General features: G+C 64.5%; 14 protein-coding genes and 1 tRNA gene. 3 read left to right on the forward strand and 12 right to left on the reverse strand.

Annotation, left to right across the window (positions count from 1 at the left end):
* Window positions 1-2: 2 nt before the first annotated feature.
* From HTA01S_RS00105 to rpsB, 10 genes are all read right to left on the reverse strand, one after another.
* A complete protein-coding gene (locus HTA01S_RS00105) occupies window positions 3-521 on the reverse strand; it encodes an OmpH family outer membrane protein (RefSeq protein ID WP_084235736.1) in 519 nt (172 codons plus the stop codon).
* The gene (gene bamA / locus HTA01S_RS00110) at window positions 521-2,821 is read right to left on the reverse strand and encodes an outer membrane protein assembly factor BamA (RefSeq protein WP_068166071.1); all 2,301 of its coding nucleotides are present in this window, start codon (window positions 2,819-2,821) and stop codon (window positions 521-523) included. The genes HTA01S_RS00105 and bamA overlap by 1 nt, the downstream gene beginning before the upstream one ends.
* A gap of 13 nt (window positions 2,822-2,834) precedes the next feature.
* Window positions 2,835-4,199, reverse strand: coding sequence for an RIP metalloprotease RseP (gene rseP, locus HTA01S_RS00115; RefSeq protein WP_068166073.1), 1,365 nt, complete (start codon window positions 4,197-4,199; stop codon window positions 2,835-2,837).
* Window positions 4,200-4,274: 75 nt separating this feature from the next.
* Window positions 4,275-5,462 carry a 1-deoxy-D-xylulose-5-phosphate reductoisomerase gene (ispC, locus tag HTA01S_RS00120; protein WP_068166075.1) on the reverse strand — a complete coding sequence of 396 codons (1,188 nt, stop codon included), beginning with the start codon at window positions 5,460-5,462 and terminating at the stop codon, window positions 4,275-4,277.
* Window positions 5,463-5,466: 4 nt separating this feature from the next.
* Window positions 5,467-6,300 (reverse strand): phosphatidate cytidylyltransferase, encoded by an 834-nt coding sequence (locus tag HTA01S_RS00125; RefSeq protein ID WP_068166078.1) that lies wholly within the window; start codon window positions 6,298-6,300, stop codon window positions 5,467-5,469.
* A complete protein-coding gene (gene uppS / locus HTA01S_RS00130; protein WP_068166080.1) occupies window positions 6,293-7,066 on the reverse strand; it encodes a polyprenyl diphosphate synthase in 774 nt (257 codons plus the stop codon). Before uppS ends, HTA01S_RS00125 begins: the two co-directional genes overlap by 8 nt.
* Before the next feature lie 55 nt (window positions 7,067-7,121).
* Entirely contained in the window at window positions 7,122-7,682 is a 561-nt protein-coding gene (gene frr / locus HTA01S_RS00135) for a ribosome recycling factor (protein WP_068166085.1), read from the reverse strand.
* A gap of 42 nt (window positions 7,683-7,724) precedes the next feature.
* A complete protein-coding gene (gene pyrH / locus HTA01S_RS00140; RefSeq protein WP_068166087.1) occupies window positions 7,725-8,435 on the reverse strand; it encodes a UMP kinase in 711 nt (236 codons plus the stop codon).
* 184 nt (window positions 8,436-8,619) lie between these two features.
* Complete coding sequence (gene tsf, locus HTA01S_RS00145; RefSeq protein WP_068166090.1) at window positions 8,620-9,537, reverse strand: translation elongation factor Ts; 918 nt, start codon at window positions 9,535-9,537, stop codon at window positions 8,620-8,622.
* Between the two features lie 115 nt (window positions 9,538-9,652).
* A complete protein-coding gene (gene rpsB, locus HTA01S_RS00150; RefSeq protein ID WP_068166092.1) occupies window positions 9,653-10,408 on the reverse strand; it encodes a 30S ribosomal protein S2 in 756 nt (251 codons plus the stop codon).
* Window positions 10,409-10,749: 341 nt separating this feature from the next.
* Between rpsB and HTA01S_RS00155 the strand changes: the two genes are divergently transcribed.
* Both HTA01S_RS00155 and HTA01S_RS00160 read left to right on the forward strand, forming a co-directional pair.
* Window positions 10,750-12,036 (forward strand): FAD-dependent oxidoreductase, encoded by a 1,287-nt coding sequence (locus HTA01S_RS00155; protein WP_068166094.1) that lies wholly within the window; start codon window positions 10,750-10,752, stop codon window positions 12,034-12,036.
* A gap of 245 nt (window positions 12,037-12,281) precedes the next feature.
* Window positions 12,282-13,892, forward strand: coding sequence for a bifunctional ADP-dependent NAD(P)H-hydrate dehydratase/NAD(P)H-hydrate epimerase (locus HTA01S_RS00160; protein ID WP_068166096.1), 1,611 nt, complete (start codon window positions 12,282-12,284; stop codon window positions 13,890-13,892).
* Here HTA01S_RS00160 and HTA01S_RS00165 read toward each other — a convergent pair whose 3' ends face one another.
* Both HTA01S_RS00165 and rnr read right to left on the reverse strand, forming a co-directional pair.
* Window positions 13,893-14,444: a YggT family protein gene (locus HTA01S_RS00165; protein ID WP_068166099.1), complete on the reverse strand. Its 552-nt coding sequence runs from the start codon at window positions 14,442-14,444 to the stop codon at window positions 13,893-13,895. It lies immediately after the preceding gene.
* Between the two features lie 159 nt (window positions 14,445-14,603).
* Window positions 14,604-16,895 (reverse strand): ribonuclease R, encoded by a 2,292-nt coding sequence (gene rnr, locus HTA01S_RS00170; protein WP_068166100.1) that lies wholly within the window; start codon window positions 16,893-16,895, stop codon window positions 14,604-14,606.
* A 46-nt stretch (window positions 16,896-16,941) separates the two neighbouring features.
* Between rnr and HTA01S_RS00175 the strand changes: the two genes are divergently transcribed.
* A tRNA-Leu gene (locus HTA01S_RS00175) sits at window positions 16,942-17,026 on the forward strand.
* Window positions 17,027-17,112 lie beyond the last annotated feature (86 nt).

Genomic DNA, 17,112 nt, shown 5'->3' on the forward strand with positions numbered 1-17,112 from the left:
GCTTACTTGGCGCTGTTCAAGCCGCTGAGCACCTTGTCGGTGATGTCGTGCTTGGGATTGATGTAGACCGCTTCCTGAATGACCAGGTCGTATTTCTCCGCCTCGGCGACCTGCTTGATGACGCGGTTCGCGCGCTCCAGCACCTGCTGCAGTTCTTCGTTCTTGCGCAGGTTGAGGTCTTCCTGGAATTCGCGCTGCTTGCGCTGGAACTCCTGATCCTGGTTGACGAGCTGGCGCTGGCGCGTCACACGCTGGGCTTCGGGCAGCGTGGGCGCTTCACGTTCGAACTTCTCGGAAGCCGCCTTGAGCTGGCTGGCCTGGCTCTGCAGTTCTTTCTCGCGACGCGAAAACTCCTGCTCAAGCTTGGTCTGCGCGGCCTTGGCCTGATTTGCCTCGCGGAAGATGCGCTCGGTGTTCACGAACCCGATGCGGAAGTCCTGCGCCATGGCGGTCGAAACCACCAGACCCGCAACCGCAGCCACCAGCGCCCGGCTGAAGAAACGAAAGAAAGAAGACGTCATCAAAAAGAGGTTCCGATCTGAAACTGGAATCTTTGGATTCTATCGCCTGAGAACTTGCGAACCGGGTTGGAATAGGCGAAGCGCAGGGGGCCGATGGGCGAGATCCAGCTCACGCCGACGCCAACGGAAGCCCGCATATCGGAGAAGGTGACCTTCTGATCTTCACCGTACACGTTGCCCAGATCGAAGAATCCGAACCACCGCAGGGTGCGGTCGTTGCCCGCCCCCGGGAAGGGCGCGATGAACTCGGCGTTGAGCACGAAGTTCTTCGCACCACCGATGTTGACCGTCTCGCCCGTGGTCGAACCGATGACGGCGGAAGTGGGGCCCAGTGTGCCCTGCTCGAAACCGCGCACCGAACCCAGACCACCACCATAGAAGTTGCGCAGCACCGGGTAGGGTTTGCCCCCCAAGCCCTTGCCAACGCCAAGTTCGGTGTTGAACGCCAGGGTGTATTGTTTGGTGAGCGGAACGTACTGCTGGAACTGGTAGCTCAGCTTGACGTAGCGCCGATCCCCACCCAGCCCCATCTCGGTGTTGAAACGCTGGAGTCGCCCGGTGCTGGGCACCAACGCGCTGTCGCGGCCATCCCTCGCCCAGCCGATCGTGGCGGGCAGGTAGGTACCCCCCTGGTCCCGGTAAGCCTCGGGCAGCTCGGCCCCCTCATTCACGGTCACACGTTCTGCGCCGACACCGAAAAACACGGTGTCGGTTTCGGTAAAAGGAACACCAAAGCGCACCCCGACACCCGGGGTGGAAATCTCATAGTCACCACCTTGCGCGTCGTACGGGCGGGTGGTCTTGTAATACAGGTCGAAGCTGCGCGAGATGCCGTCGGCCGTGAAATACGGGTTGGTCGTGCTCAGCACGAACTGACGGTTGAACTCGCTGGTGTTGAGGTCCAACCCCAGGTAGTTACCGCTACCAAACACGTTTTCCTGTTTGATGCTGCCGATGAACGACAGCTTGTCCGCCTGGGAATAACCTGCGCCAATGGACAGGTTGCCGGTGGGCTTCTCGACCACGGACACGGTCAGATCGACCTGGTCCGGAGAACCCGGCACCTGCTCGGTATCAATACCCACTTCGGTGAAAAACCCCAGCCGGTCCACCCGGTCGCGCGACAGGCGGATGCGGTCGCTGTCGTACCAGGCCGACTCCAGTTGGCGGAACTCGCGGCGGATGACTTCGTCGCGCGTGCGGTTGTTGCCCTCGACGTTGATCCGGCGAACATAGACCCGCCGGGCTGGCTGGGCACGCAGCACAAACGCCACCCGGTTGTTGACGCGATCGATTTCCGGGGTGGCTTCGACCTGGGCAAAGGCGTACCCGAAGGCGCCAAAGTAGTCGGTGAAGGCCTTGACCGTGCGGGTCACGTCCTCGGCGTTGTAGGCCTCACCGGCGCGCATGGCCACCAGCGTCTTGAACTCTTCTTCCTTGCCCAGGTACTCGCCTTCCAGCGCCACCGAGGACACCACGTAGCGCTTGCCTTCGGTGATGTTGATCGTGACCGACATCGCCTCTTTTTCAGGGGTGATCGCCACCTGGGTCGAATCGATGCGGAATTCGAGGTAGCCGCGTGTGAGGTAGTACGAGCGCAGGCTCTCGAGGTCGGCGTTGAGCTTGGCACGGGAATAGCGGTCGGACTTGGTGTACCAGCTCAACCAGCCGCCGGTGTCCAAGTCGAACAGGTTGCGCAAGGTCGACTCGGAAAATGCCTGGTTGCCCACAATGTGGATTTCGCGAATCTTGGCCACATCGCCTTCAACCACGCTGAAATTCAGATTGACACGGTTGCGCTCGATGGGTGTGACCGTCGTCACCACCTGCGCGGCATACATGCTGCGGTTGATGTACTGGCGCTTGAGCTCCTGCTCAGCGCGGTCCGCCAGCGCCTTGTCAAATGGCCGCCCCTCGGTCAGCCCCACGTCCCGCAAGGACTTCTTCAACACGTCGGCATCGAACTCCTTGATGCCAGAGAAGCTCACATCGGCCACGGTGGGCCGCTCCTCAACGATCACCACCAGCACATCACCATTGATCTGCAGACGCACATCTGTGAACAGGCCCAGGCCAAACAACGAACGAATGGCCGTCGAGCCTTTTTCGTCGTTGTAGAGGTCGCCGATGCGAAACGGCAGCGAGGCGAACACCGTGCCAGGCTCCACGCGCTGGAGCCCTTCCACCCGGATATCCCGCACTGTGAAGGGGTCGGCTGCCCATGCCGGCAAGGCCGCGAGCAGCGCCGTTGCCACGGCCGAAAGAGTCAGGCCACGCAGACCGGTTTTGATTTTTTTCATGGGAGAAGTACGTTCAGCCAGCCAAGCGGGCCACATCATTGAACAAGGCGACGGACATGAGGGCCAGAAGTACCACGATACCTCCGCGCTGCAGGCGCTCCATCCAGACGTCGGAAACACTGCGCCCGGTCACACCCTCCCAAAGATAATACATCAGGTGCCCCCCGTCCAAGACGGGCAGCGGCAGCAGGTTGAGCACCCCCAGACTGACACTGATCAACGCGAGAAACAGCAAATAGGAGGTCAAACCCATGCTGGCCGACTTGCCCGCATAGTCGGCGATCGTGAGCGGCCCGCTGAGGTTCTTGACCGAGGCCTCGCCGATCAACATGCGGCCCATCATCTTGAGCGTGAGCCAGGACACTTCCCAGGTACGCACCACCCCCTGGGTCAGGCCGTCAAGGAAACCATGGCGCACGGTCATCATCTGAGGGGCGGCGCCAATGTAGGCCCCGATGCGACCGATCCACTGTTCGCCTTGCCGCTCGGGTGCGGGCTTGACGCTCAGGTCCACCATACGCCCTGCACGCTCGACCTCCCACCGCTGCTCCACTTCTTGCCCCCCGGGGCCGACCGCGGCCCGGATCAAGCTGCGCAGGGCCTGCCCATCGGCCACCAGCCGACCATCCACCCGTTGCACCCGATCCCCCGCTTGCAGACCGGCCGCCGCTGCGGCCCCATCCGGCATCACCTCACCCACCAGTGGCGCTGTCCAGGGTGCCGTGATGCCGATGCGCTGAAACAAGCTGGCATCGGCCTCGCGCACATTCAGCTCGCTCAGCGCCAGGGTCACGGCGCGTGTGCTGCCGCCCTCTTCGCGGCCCACCCAGAGCGTCATGTCCTCACCCGAAAGTGCCGCCTGGGTCAGGCGCCAGCGCAGGTCCTCAAACGAACCCACATCGGCCGGTTCCGCGTCGGCCGTGTTGGACCGCGCCACCCACTCTCCGCCAGACAGGCCAGCGCGAGCGGCCAGCGAACCCGCGACGGGGCTGCCCAGCACGGGCTTGGGTTCTTCGACACCCGTCCAGTTCACCACGGTGTACAGCGCCACCGCGAGCAACAGATTGGCCAAGGGGCCGGCCGCCACGATGGCGGCCCGCGATCGCAGCGGTTGGGTGTTGAAGGCCAGATGGCGTTCGGCGGGATCCACCGGCGCCTCGCGCTCATCGAGCATGCGCACATAGCCCCCCAGGGGCAGCGCGCAGAGCACAAATTCGGTGGGACTGCCTTTGCGGTGCCAGCGCAGCAGGGGCTTGCCAAAGCCAACCGAATAACGCAGCACCTTCACCCCGCAGGCCACCGCAACGCGGTAGTGGCCGTATTCGTGCACGGCGATCAGAAGTCCAAGAGCCACCACAAAGGCAACGAGTGTGAGCATGTCTGTATATCCGTTGTGCCGCCTGGATCGGTATGACCGGGGTCCATCGATCCAGGGCGATGGCCCGGGCTGGGTTCAGGCCCGGAGCCGATGAACCTGCGCTTCGGCCATGGCGCGGGCTTCCGCGTCGATGGCCATCAGCTCGTCCAGGCTGTGCGGCTTGGAGGGCAGCACAGCCGTCAAAGTTGCATGGTTGACCGCATGAATCTGGTCAAACCGCAGGCGTTGCTCCAGGAAGGCGGCGACGGCCACCTCGTTGGCGGCATTGAGCACGGTGGTGGTGCCTTCGGGCGCCAACAGGGCATCCCAGGAAAGGTACAAGCCTGGATAACGTTCGCGCTGCGGATCCATGAACGTCATCGAAACCAGCGAGGAAAAATCCAGCGGTTGCGCGCCGCTTTCCATGCGCTCCGGCCACGACAGGCCGTAGGCGATGGGCACGCGCATGTCCGGGGTCCCCAGCTGGGCCAGCACCGAGGTGTCCTTGAACTGCACCATCGAGTGGATGATCTGCTGCGGATGGATCAACACCTTGATCTTCTCCGGAGGCAGATCGAACAGCCAGCGCGCCTCGATGACTTCCAGCGCCTTGTTCATCATGGTGGCCGAATCCACCGATATCTTGCGCCCCATGACGAAGTTGGGATGGGCGCAGGCCTGATTGGGGGTGATGCCGGGCAACGCCGACAAGGGGGTTTCCCGAAACGGACCACCCGACGAGGTCAGCAGGATATGGTCGAGCCGGGACGGCCAATGCCGTGCGTCTTCCGGCAAGCACTGAAAGATGGCCGAGTGTTCACTGTCGATGGGCAGCAGGGTTCCCCCCCCGTCCCGCACCGCGTCCATGAACAGCCCGCCACCGACCACCAGCGCTTCCTTGTTGGCCAGCAACAGCTTTTTCCCAGCACGGGCCGCCGCGAGTGTCGGCGCCAGCCCGGCGGCCCCCACGATGGCGGCCATCACCACCTGCACGGAAGGGTCCGCGCTGACATCGCACAAGGCCTGTGCCCCCGCCAGAACCTGGACTGGCAGGCCCATCTCTTTCACCCGTGCGGACAGCTGCCCGGCATGGTCGGCGCTGGCCATGACAGCGTAACGCGGCGAAAAAGCCTGGCACTGTGCCAGCAGGGCCTCGACCTGGGTCGCCGCCGTCAAGGCAAACACCTCGTAGCGGTCAGGATGGCGGGAGATCACATCGAGCGTGTTCACGCCGATCGACCCGGTGGAGCCAAGAATGGTGACGGTTTGTCTGGGTGAAGTCATGGTTTCAGAAAGTGGCCAGCATCATGGCCAGCGGCAACACAGGCAGGAGCGCGTCGACCCGGTCCAGCACCCCGCCGTGCCCGGGCAACAGCTGGCTCGAATCCTTCATGCCCGCGCTGCGCTTCACAAGCGACTCCACCAGATCACCGACCACGCTCATGGCGACGAGAAACACGCCCCCCAGCACCGCCAGCACAGGCCCCCAGGCCCAAAGACGGGAGAACAGGCTGGGCTGTGCGAAGACGCCTTGGGCATCGATCCAGAGCCAGCCAGGCGCCAGCAGCAACACGCCCGCCATGCCACCGAACACCCCTTCCCAGCTCTTGCCAGGACTCACGGTGGGTGCCAGCTTGTGGCGGCCAAAGGCCTTGCCTCCAAAATACGCACAAATGTCGGCCATCCAGACCAGGGTCAACACCGACAACAGGAAGCCCAGCCCCAGCAAACGGGCCTGCACCAGCGCCAGCCAAGCGCAGGCGATCAACACCAGGCCCAACCCCAGACGCCACGGCGCGGACCAGGCGCTCCATCCGGGTACGCCGCGCCGCAGCATGACCACCGCCAGCAACACCCAGCAAGCCGCCACGGCCAACCAGAGGGGTCGCCACGAAAGCGCCAGACCGCCCGCGAACCAGACGCATCCGAGCGCCAGTCCGAACCCCAGCCCCACGGCCTTCGCCGCAAGATCGGTGCATCCGTTGAGGCGAGCCCATTCCCAGCCCGCCGCAACGATCACCAGCAGGGCCAGCACGGCAAAAGGTTCAATCGTCGGGTAAAAAAGCGCCGGCAACAAGAAAGCCAGCAAGATCAGCGCGGTGATCACCCGCTGCTTAAGCATGTTGCAACCCGCCCACCGAAGCGGCACCGGGCGCGGGCTTTTCCAGCTGTCCAGAAGTTTTGCCAAAACGCCGCTCTCGGCTGGCGAAATCGGCCAGCGCCCGGTCGAGCTCGGCGGCATCGAAGTCGGGCCAGAGGCAAGGGGTGAAAAACAGCTCGGTGTACGCCGCCTGCCACAGCAGGAAGTTGCTGATGCGCATCTCCCCACCGGTGCGAATCATCAGGTCCGGGTCACCCACATGGGCCAGCGCGGTGTTTTCGGCCAGGCTTTGCTCGGTGATTTCCTGACCAGCGGCCGCCAGCCGGCGCGCGGCTTGCGCAATGTCCCAGCGCCCACCGTAGTTGAAGCAGACGTTGAGCACCAGCCGCTGGTTCTGCGCCGTCTTGTCTTCGGCGGCCTGCAGACCTTGCACCACCCGCTTGGAAAGACCGGCGCGATCGCCCGGAAAAAACAAGCGCACACCGCTTTCGCTGAGCTTGGGCACCTCGCGAGACAAGGCCAGGGCCAACAGCTCCATGAGGCCGGACACCTCTTCCACCGGCCGGTTCCAGTTTTCCGAGGAAAAGGCAAACACCGTAAGCACGGGGATACCCCTGTCCAGACAGGCCCGCACCGTGCCGCGCAGGGCGTCCACACCCTGTTTGTGCCCGGCCACGCGCGGCAGATGGCGTTTCTGGGCCCAACGGCCATTGCCATCCATCACGATGGCCACGTGGTGCGGCACACCGGCGGGCGTTGCGAACTCGGGGACGGGAGCGTCTGCCATCAGGGTGCGGGAAAGTAGGCCGTTGGACAAGGTTGAGGGTGCAAGGCTGCGCGCCTCAAACCGCCATGATGTCCTGTTCTTTGGACGCGACCAGACGGTCCACTTCCGTGATCATGCGATCGGTCAACTTCTGGATGTCCTCCTGCGAACGGCGGTCATCGTCTTCGGAGACCAGCTTGTCCTTGAGCAGCTTTTTCACGGCGTCGTTGGCATCGCGGCGCAAATTGCGGATGGCGATCTTGGCCGCCTCGCCTTCGCCACGCACCACCTTGGTGAGCTCCCGGCGGCGCTCCTCGGTCATGGGGGGCATGGGCACACGAATCAGGTCGCCCTGGCTCGCTGGGTTGAGGCCGAGATCGGATTCGCGAATCGCCTTCTCGATCTTGGCACCCATGCCCTTTTCCCACGGCGCCACGCCAATGGTGCGTGCATCAAGCAGCGTCAGATTGGCCACCTGCGACAACGGCAACATGGAACCGTAGTAGTCCACATGTACCGTATCGAGCAGTTGCGGATTGGGCCGCCCGGTGCGCACTTTGGCCAGGTTGCTCTTGAACGATTCCACCGACTGCTGCATCTTGTGCTCAGCGGTTTGACGGACTTCAGCGATGCTCATGAATACTCCTCCAATCGACAGTGTTCGGTGTTTCGGCTTGGGTCAGACGTGAACCAGCGTGCCCTCGTCCCCGCCCAACACCACATTGCGCAGGGCGCCCGGCTTGAAGATAGAGAACACCTTGACGGGCAGCTTCTGATCGCGGCACAGGGCGAACGCCGTGGCGTCCATCACCTGCAGGTTTTTCGCCATGGCTTCGTCAAACGAAATGGTCGTGTAGCGGGTGGCCGACGGATCCTTGTTGGGGTCGGCACTGTAGACGCCATCGACCTTGGTGGCCTTGAGCACGATCTCGGCACCGATTTCCGCGCCACGCAGGGCGGCTGCGGTGTCGGTGGTGAAGAACGGGTTACCCGTACCGGCAGCGAACACCACGACCTTGCCTTCCTCGAGGTACTGCAGGGCCTTGGGACGCACATAGGGCTCGACCACCTGCTCGATCGCGATGGCAGACATCACCCGGGCCACCAGGCCCGCCTTTTCCATCGTGTCTGCCAGGGCCAGCGAGTTCATGACCGTGGCCAGCATGCCCATGTAATCGGCGGTGGCGCGGTCCATGCCGACCGAGCCACCCGCCACGCCGCGGAAGATGTTGCCGCCACCGATGACGATGGCCACCTCCACGCCCAGGCGGGTCACCTCGGCAATTTCTTCCACCATGCGCACGATGGTCGCCCGGTTGATGCCAAAAGCATCGTCGCCCATCAGGGCTTCACCCGACAATTTCAGCAGGATCCGTTTGTAGGCTGGCATGGGGGCAACTTTCTGGAAATGAAACAGCGAAAAACTCAACCCGCAAGTGTAGCGAGCAGCGACCGGCCCATGCGGAGCAGCGGCCCCGCAGGCAATCGAAAAAAACGGCACCCCACAAGGACAACGGGCCTCACGGCCCGTTGTCTCATTCAGCAAAGGGGCTGGCCAACCATCCAGCGACGGATCAGGCGCCCTTGGCTGCAGCGACCTGGGCCGCCACTTCGGCCGCAAAGTCATCGACCTTCTTCTCGATGCCTTCGCCCACCACGTAAAGCGTGAAGCCCTTGACGGTGGTTCCAGCGGCTTTGAGCATCTGCTCGACGGTCTGCTTGTCGTTCTTCACGAAGGGTTGGTTGAACAGCGACACCTCCTTGAGGTACTTCTGCACGCCACCTTCGATGCGTTTGGTAACGATTTCGGCGGACTGCACCGGCTTGCCCGCAGCCTCAGCGACCTTGCGGTCTTCATCGGCCTTGGCGGTCGCCACCGAGCGCTCTCGCTCGATCAGCTCGGCGGGCACATCGGCGCTGGTCAGCGCGACAGGCTTCATGGCGGCAATGTGCATAGCGGTGTCCTTGGCGGCGGATTCCTCGCCGTCAAACTCCACCACCACGCCGATGCGGGTGCCGTGCAGATAGCTCACCAGCTTGGCCGAGCCGCTGTAGTGCTTGAAACGGCGGAAGCTCATGTTCTCACCGATCTTGCCGATCAGCCCCTTGCGCACGTCTTCGAGCGTGGGACCAAAGCTGTCCTGGCTGTAGGGCAGCGCGCCCAGGGCAACCACGTCGGCCGGGTTGTGCTGAGCCACGAGTTTGGCTGCGGCATTCGCCATGGCCAGGAAGCTGTCGTTCTTGGTCACGAAGTCGGTTTCGCAGTTGACTTCGATCAGGCCACCGGTGGTGCCATCGATGAAGCTCGCGACCACGCCTTCGGCGGTGACGCGCGAGGCGGCCTTGCCGGCTTTGGTGCCCAGCTTGACGCGCAGCAGCTCTTCGGCCTTGGCCATGTCGCCATCGGCTTCGGTCAGCGCCTTTTTGCATTCCATCATGGGTGCATCGGTCTTGGCGCGCAGTTCGGCCACCATGCTTGCAGTAATTGCCATTTCAGTTCTCCGTTGACCGCTTCACCCCGCAGGACTTGAGCGGACTTGTCAATTGATCGGTTTTCGCGTGCGAAAAAGGGGCCACGCGAGCCCCTCTTTCACACAAGGGCAGCAATCAGGCGGCTGCGCTGTCCTTGACTTCGACGAATTCGTCGCTGCCTTCGGCGGCCACGGCCTTGACGACGTCGTTCACGGCGTTGTTGCGGCCTTCGAGGATCGCATCCGCGATGCCACGGGCATACAGGGCCACGGCGCGAGCGGAGTCGTCGTTGCCGGGGATGACGTAGTCAATGCCCACAGGCGAGTGGTTGGTATCGACCACGCCCACCAGCGGAATGCCCAGCTTCTGGGCTTCGAGCACGGCGATCTTATGGAAGCCCACGTCGATCACGAAGATGGCGTCGGGCAGAGCGGCCATGTCCTGGATGCCGCCAATGTCCTTCTCCAGCTTTTCCATTTCGCGGGAGAAGGTCAGTTGCTCTTTCTTGGACATGCTGTCCAGACCGGCTTCCTTCTGGGCCTGCATATCCTTGAGGCGCTTGATGGAGGTCTTGACGGTCTTGAAGTTGGTCAGCATGCCACCGAGCCAGCGCTGGTCCACGAAAGGCACGCCGGCGCGACGCGCTTCCTGGGCCACGATGTCACGCGATTGGCGCTTGGTACCCACCATCAGGATGGTGCCTCGGTTGGCGGAGAGCTGGCGCACGAATTTGGCGGCCTCTTCGAAGAGGGGCAGCGTCTTTTCGAGGTTGACGATGTGGATTTTGTTGCGGTGACCGAAGATGTACGGAGCCATCTTGGGGTTCCAGAAACGGGTTTGGTGACCGAAATGGACACCCGCTTCCAGCATTTCGCGCATGGAGATAGACATGAGGATTCTTTCCAGAGGTTGAGACTAAAATCCAGCCCCGATCACCTGGGTTGTGTGGCGCATCATGCGCTGCCACATCCCTCGGCAACACCCGGTTGGGCTGGTTTGCGATTGGCTTTGCTGCACAGGCCTGAATGGATATTCAGCCCCATGGGGTGGCAAAGCCTGTCGATTATAGCAGCCGGACCGACGCTGCCCCCTTCTCCCAAGCCCGCCTAGCTGTGCCCATTCCCGCACAGCCGGGAGTTTTTTGTGCCCAATCCCATGCCTCCCCCGCGTTTCACCGTGCCATCCCTGAACCATCCGTCTGTCCGGCGGGCAGACCCACGTCGGAGGCTGCCTTGAAGCTGGCGGTCATCGGGGCCGGCGTCGTCGGCGTCACCACCGCCTACGAGCTGGCACTCGATGGCCACGAAGTCACGGTGTTTGAACGCCGGCACACCGTGGCCGAAGAGGCCAGCTTCGCCAACGGCGCGCTGATCCACCCTGGCTGGGTCCCATCGTTGGCAGGTGGTCGACGTGGATGGCGGTCTTTGACGCCCTGGACCGCCGTGCGAACGGGCCTGAAACTGGAGCGTCTTCCGCGCGCAGGCGAATGGCCGTGGCTGTGGCAATGGCTGCGCGCGGGCCACCCTGGCCCACAGGCCAGCAGCCAGGAACACATGCACCGGCTTGCCAACTACAGCCACCAGCGGCTGCAAGCCCTCAGCACCGCGATGCAGCTGGACTACGACCGCAGCCAGGGGCTGCTCGTGTTGTGGCGCAACCCGCAAGAGTTTGAACAGATGCAGGGGGCGTTGCAGCGCATGCGGGCACTGGGCCTGGAGATGCGGGAGCTGTCCGGCCAGGACACCCGTTTGCTCGAACCGGCGCTGAACCCCGACACGCCGCTGCACGCCGCCATCGAATTGTTTGGCGATGCGGTGGCGAACTGCCGCCAGTTCACCTTGCTGATCAAGGCACAAGCGCAGTCACTCAACTGCCGCTTTGCGTTTGGCACCCGCGTCGAACGCATCGATGCAGACGGCGGCGTCACCCTGACCTACGTACTCGGCGACGGTTCCGACCCAACGGAGCCGCCCTCCAGCGAACGGTTTGAAGCAACGATCCTCTGTGCCGGCGCCGCCAGCGCCGAACTGCTGCGCCCGCTGGGGCTGCGCGTCCCCCTGCAGCCGGTGTATGGACACTCCATCAGTGCGGCCGTTCGGGAACCCATGGATGCGCCGCTGTCCGGGGTGCTGGATGCGCGGCACGGCGTTTCGATCACGCGACTGGGGCAGCGGGTGCGTGTGGCCGGCGGCGCCCGCCTGGGCGGCCAACCCGGGCTGAAATCGGCGGCGGAACTGCGCCGCCTGTACCAGGTGCTCGCCGACTGGTTCCCCGGTGCCGCCCGGATCGGAGGCCAACAAGACAGCGTGCTGGAGTGGCAAGGCGCCCACGCCATGCTGCCGGACGGCCCGCCGGTGCTGGGCGCGAGCCGGTTGCCGGGCCTGTGGCTGAATCTGGGTCATGGCGACAGCGGGTGGACCACGGCCTGCGGCAGCGCGCGTGCGCTGGCCGACGCGATCCGGGGCAGCTCGCCCGACATAGACTTGAGTGCATATTCGCCGCAGCGCTTTGACCTCTGACCACCGATGTGATCGCCCGGAGTCGGGTCACCGGGCTGTCGTGCGACCATGATGAAATGCCATCGGCGGTCGCCATGCGGTGGACTTGACGGCTGACGTACCGACCCGCAGGATGCCTGCTGGCATTTCCCCAACCTCTCCAGGAGCACCGCCATGGACATCTTCAGTTTCGTCAAGGAAGCCGGCGAAAAGCTGTTGGGCATCGGCAAGGCGCGGGCCGCGGCCTGAACGATGGCTGCGAGACGATGCGTCGGATCGATCACACCCAACCGCAGGCGTTGTACAGCGTCGAGACCACCCGCCGTATGGATCGGGCGGCGGCCAGCACCCTGCCCCCTCACACGCTGATGGCCCGCGCCGGCCTTGCGGTCGCGCGCCTGGCGCAAGCGCTGCAACCGCACGCGCGCCGCATCTGGGTCGCCTGCGGTCCCGGCAACAACGGTGGTGACGGTCTGATCGCGGCAACCAATCTGCACCTCTGGACCCAGGCCAACGGTGGTGGTGCCGAGGTCTGTGTTACCCACTTTCTCGGAGATCCTGTCGATGAAAGCCGCCTGCCAGCCGATGCCCGCAACGCACTGAACCAGGCGCGCGCCGCTGGCCTGCGCTTCTGCGCCAACCCACCGGAGTCGTGGAACCTTGCCATCGATGCCCTGCTCGGCATCGGTGCGACCCGAGCGCCGCAAGGGACGATGGCCCAATGGATGGAGCGGCTGCTGGCCTCGGCAGCGCCGGTCCTCTGCGTCGACGTCCCCAGCGGACTCAACGCCGACACGGGGCAATGGGCAGGCACGCCCACCCCCGCCCAACAAACCCACAGCACCGTACCCCATGGCCCGCGCCACACGCTGACGCTGCTGTCCGTCAAACCCGGCCTATTCACCGCCCAGGGGCGAGACGCAGCCGGCACGGTCTGGTTCGACGATCTGGGCGTCGAACCGGGGCCCGACGCATCGGTGACCGCCTGGCTGTCGGGCCACAGCGGCTGCGGCATCGCCGCATCGCAGCCACCGCACGCCAGCCACAAAGGCAGCTTTGGCGACGTGCTGATCCTCGGCGGGCAGGACATGGCGGTGGACGGCGCGGGCATGACCGGCGCCGCCCTGCTGGCCGCACGCTCGGCGCTGCACGCCGGCGCGGGACGGGTTTTCGTCGGCCTGCTCGAAGCGGCCTCCACGGCCAATGGCATCCGCTGGGACCCGGTGTGTCCGGAGCTGATGTTCCGGCAGATCGACCCCCTGCTGGAGTCGAACCTGCTGAAAACCGCAGGCGTGGTCTGTGGTTGCGGCGGTGGCTCTTCAGTGGCCCGGGTGCTGCCGCGGGTGCTGTCCCGTGCGCCGAGCCTGGTGCTGGATGCCGATGCCCTGAACGCCGTGGCAGCGGACAGCGCCCTGCAAACCCTGCTGCGCCAACGCAGTGCACGCGGCTGGTTCACGGTGATCACACCCCACCCGCTCGAAGCCGCCCGCCTGCTCGGCAGCGACACCGCCGCCGTCATGGCCGATCGCCTGCAGGCCGCACGCACTCTGAGCGAACGCTTCGGCGTGGTCTGCGTTCTCAAAGGCTCGGGCACGGTGATCGCGGCACCCGGCCAGACTCCACGAATCAATCCCACAGGCAATGCGGCGCTGGCCACGGCTGGCACCGGCGACGTGCTCGCCGGCATGATCGGCTGCGCCCTGGCATTGCCGGGCCGCACGGTGGACCGCCGGCTGGATCTGGTGGCCCGCTCGGTCTTCCAGCACGGCTGGCTGGCCGATCACTGGGCCATGGAAGAGGCACCGCCCGGCAACCCGGCCGAAACACTGAGCGCGAGCCGGCTGGCGGCACGGGTGCGGCCCATGGGTGGTGTGTAGTTAACCCAGCAGCATCAACCCGACTTGCAGCAGGATCACCAACACCAGCACCGACAGGTCGACACCGCCCACCATGGGCACGACCCGGCGCACCGGGCGCAGGATGGGCGCGCAGAGCCGGTCCAGGGTGACGAGAACAGGCGAATGCGGCTGCACCCACGACAGCACGGCGTAGGCCAGCAGCAGCACCATCAGGCCCTGCAGCAGGGTGCGCAACAGGAACTTGACAGCCATCACCGGAATGGCCAGAACCAGAGCAGCGGGCGAGGCCGACACGGGAGACTGCGCCATCGCCAGCATCATCCAGATGCCGCCGTATGCCAGGGCCAGCAGCAGTGCCGCCATGAGGCTGCCCCAGTCCACCCGGCTTTGCGCCAGGCTGCGTGGCAGGACGCGCCGCACCGGCGCCACCAGCCAGTTGGTCACCGCGATCGCCAGCCGCCCCGGCTGGGCCGACATGTGCACGCGCAGGTGGTTCATCCATGCGCGCAGCAGCGCAGCCGCCACCAGAAAGAAAAACAGGGTATCGAGCAGGAAGTAGACGATGCGCATGCAAGTGGTCCTGTGTGCTGGCGTGGAAGAGGATCGCGGCAAGCATGCCATCGAGTCAGATGCGATGCACCGAGTTTAGAGGCTGTGTACCGGCCCCCTGCGATCGCAAGCGGGCCGAAACCCCAATGCTGAGGCGCCGGCCATGCCGTCCGTTCGCCCCTAGCGACGGCTTTTGCGGGCCTTGCCGGCGGTGCCACGAGCACCACCGCCTCGCTCGCCCTTCTTGGTGGCGGCCTTGCGCACGGACGCCTTGACCTCCATGACCGGTGGCAACGCTCCCCCGGCCTGTCGCCCCCCCTGCCCCTGGGCCTCGTTGCGGCCCCGGCGAGCCTTCCCGCCGCGACCACTGGGCGAACCACCTTCGGTCTGGCCGGTCTTGTCGCGCATGGCCCGCAGCAGCAGATCGTCTTCGCCCGTGACCAGGCGAAAGTCGATGCGGCGTCCATCCAGGTCCACCCGGCTGACCTGCACCTGCACACGCGAACCCAGCGCGTACCGGATGCCGGTGCGCTCTCCACGCAGTTCCTGGCGCGCCTCGTCGAAGCGGAAGTACTCCCCCCCCAGTTCGGTGATGTGGACCAGCCCTTCGACGTACATGGCGTCGAGCGTCACGAACAGGCCGAAGCTGGTCACCGAACTGACCACGCCGCTGAATTCCTCACCCAGGTGCTCGCGCATGTATTTGCACTTGAGCCAGGCTTCGACATCGCGGCTGGCCTCGTCCGCACGGCGCTCGTTGGCGCTGCAGTGCAGGCCCGCCGCCTGCCAGGCCAGCGTGTCGGCCGACGGCTTCTTCACCGGCTCCCCGGTGATCGGCTTGGCCCGGCTGGCCAGGCGCTTGCTCAACTTGGCGTGGGCCTCGCCCGGCGTGGGCAAGGCGGGCAACTGGTAGCGCTTGCCGGCCAGGATCGCCTTGATGACACGGTGCACCAGCAAATCCGGATACCGGCGGATCGGACTGGTGAAGTGGGTGTAGGCGTCAAACGCCAGGCCAAAGTGACCGGCGTTGAGCGGCGTGTAGATGGCCTGCTGCATGGAACGCAGCAGCATCGTGTGGATCTGCTGCGACTCGGGCCGGTCCTTGGTCGCGTTGGCGATCAGCTGGAACTCTGAAGGATGCGGGTTGTCGCTGATGGTCTGCATCACCCCCATGGCCTTGAGGTAGTTGCGCAGGATGTCCTGCTTCTCGGGCGTGGGGCCTTCGTGCACCCGGAACAGACCCGTGTGTTTGCCTTCACCAATGAAGTCGGCCGAGCAGACGTTGGCCGCCAGCATGGCCTCCTCGATCAGCTTGTGCGCATCGTTGCGGGTGCGTGGAATGATCTTCTCGATCCGGCCCGACTCGTCGCAGACGATCTGGGTTTCCACCGTTTCGAAGTCCACCGCGCCACGCACATTGCGCGCCGCCAGCAGCGCACGGTACACGTCGTGAAGGTTCAAGAGGTAGGGCACCAGCGCCTTGCGCTGCGCTGCTTCGGGGCCGCGGGTGTTCTGCAGGATGGCCGCCACCTCGGTGTAGGTGAAACGCGCATGGCTGAACATCACCGCCGGGTAGAACTGATAGGCGTGCACCTCACCCTTGGCGTTGACCAGCATGTCGCAGACCATGCACAACCGCTCCACCCCCGGGTTGAGCGAACACAGGCCGTTCGAGAGCTTCTCCGGCAACATGGGGATCACGCGGCGCGGGAAGTACACCGAGGTCGCCCGGTCGTAGGCATCCACGTCGATGGCGGAGCCGGTCTCCACATAATGGCTCACGTCGGCAATGGCCACCAGCAGACGCCAGCCCTTGCCCCGCCCGACCTTGGCCGGCTCGCAATAGACCGCGTCGTCAAAATCGCGCGCATCTTCGCCATCGATCGTGACCAGCGGCACATCGCGCAGATCGACACGGTGCTTGTGGTCCGAAGCACGCACGTGATCCGGCAGCGCGCGGGCCTGCGCCAGCGCGGCTTCGGAAAACTCGTGGGGCACGCCGTACTTGCGCACCGCGATTTCGATCTCCATGCCAGGGTCGTCGATCTCACCCAGCACTTCCTTGACCCGCCCCACGGGCTGCCCATACAGCGCGGGCGGCTCGGTCAGCTCGACCACCACCACCTGCCCGGGCTTGGCCGATCCGGTTGCGCCCTTGGGGATCAGCACATCCTGCCCATACCGCTTGTCTTCCGGCGCGACCAGCCAGACACCGCTCTCCTGGAGCAGCCGCCCGATGATGGGCGAGTTCGCGCGTTCGACAATTTCCGTGACGCGCCCCTCAGGGCGGCCCTTGCGGTCAAGCCGCACGATGCGCGCCTTGACCCGGTCCTTGTGCAACACGGCCCGCATTTCGTTGGACGGCAGATAGATATCTGCCTGTCCGTCGTCGCGGATCACAAAGCCATGTCCGTCACGATGACCCGACACGACACCTTCAAATTCGGCCAACAGGCTGTTTTTTTCGTTCACTTTTTAAATTCAATTTTCCGTGCTATACTAGCGTTTTTCCTGAGATGCCCAGGTGGCGGAATTGGTAGACGCACTAGTTTCAGGTACTAGCGCCGAGAGGCGTGGAGGTTCGAGTCCTCTCTTGGGCACCAATCATAAGGGCTTGCAAACATGATGTTTGCAAGCCCTTTTTTATTGTTCCCTTGCGGGAAACCACAAAAGCCGCCACGCTCACAGC

It is taken from the genome of Hydrogenophaga taeniospiralis CCUG 15921 (assembly GCF_001592305.1).
Taxonomy (GTDB): domain Bacteria; phylum Pseudomonadota; class Gammaproteobacteria; order Burkholderiales; family Burkholderiaceae_C; genus Hydrogenophaga; species Hydrogenophaga taeniospiralis.

Coding starts and splice junctions, on each gene's coding strand:
- HTA01S_RS00105 (WP_084235736.1), bottom strand. CDS start 521: ATGACGTCTTCTTTCTTTCGTTTCTTCAGCCGGGCGCTGGTGGCTGCG.
- bamA (WP_068166071.1), bottom strand. CDS start 2,821: ATGAAAAAAATCAAAACCGGTCTGCGTGGCCTGACTCTTTCGGCCGTG.
- rseP (WP_068166073.1), bottom strand. CDS start 4,199: ATGCTCACACTCGTTGCCTTTGTGGTGGCTCTTGGACTTCTGATCGCC.
- ispC (WP_068166075.1), bottom strand. CDS start 5,462: ATGACTTCACCCAGACAAACCGTCACCATTCTTGGCTCCACCGGGTCG.
- HTA01S_RS00125 (WP_068166078.1), bottom strand. CDS start 6,300: ATGCTTAAGCAGCGGGTGATCACCGCGCTGATCTTGCTGGCTTTCTTG.
- uppS (WP_068166080.1), bottom strand. CDS start 7,066: ATGGCAGACGCTCCCGTCCCCGAGTTCGCAACGCCCGCCGGTGTGCCG.
- frr (WP_068166085.1), bottom strand. CDS start 7,682: ATGAGCATCGCTGAAGTCCGTCAAACCGCTGAGCACAAGATGCAGCAG.
- pyrH (WP_068166087.1), bottom strand. CDS start 8,435: ATGCCAGCCTACAAACGGATCCTGCTGAAATTGTCGGGTGAAGCCCTG.
- tsf (WP_068166090.1), bottom strand. CDS start 9,537: ATGGCAATTACTGCAAGCATGGTGGCCGAACTGCGCGCCAAGACCGAT.
- rpsB (WP_068166092.1), bottom strand. CDS start 10,408: ATGTCTATCTCCATGCGCGAAATGCTGGAAGCGGGTGTCCATTTCGGT.
- HTA01S_RS00160 (WP_068166096.1), top strand. CDS start 12,282: ATGCGTCGGATCGATCACACCCAACCGCAGGCGTTGTACAGCGTCGAG.
- HTA01S_RS00165 (WP_068166099.1), bottom strand. CDS start 14,444: ATGCGCATCGTCTACTTCCTGCTCGATACCCTGTTTTTCTTTCTGGTG.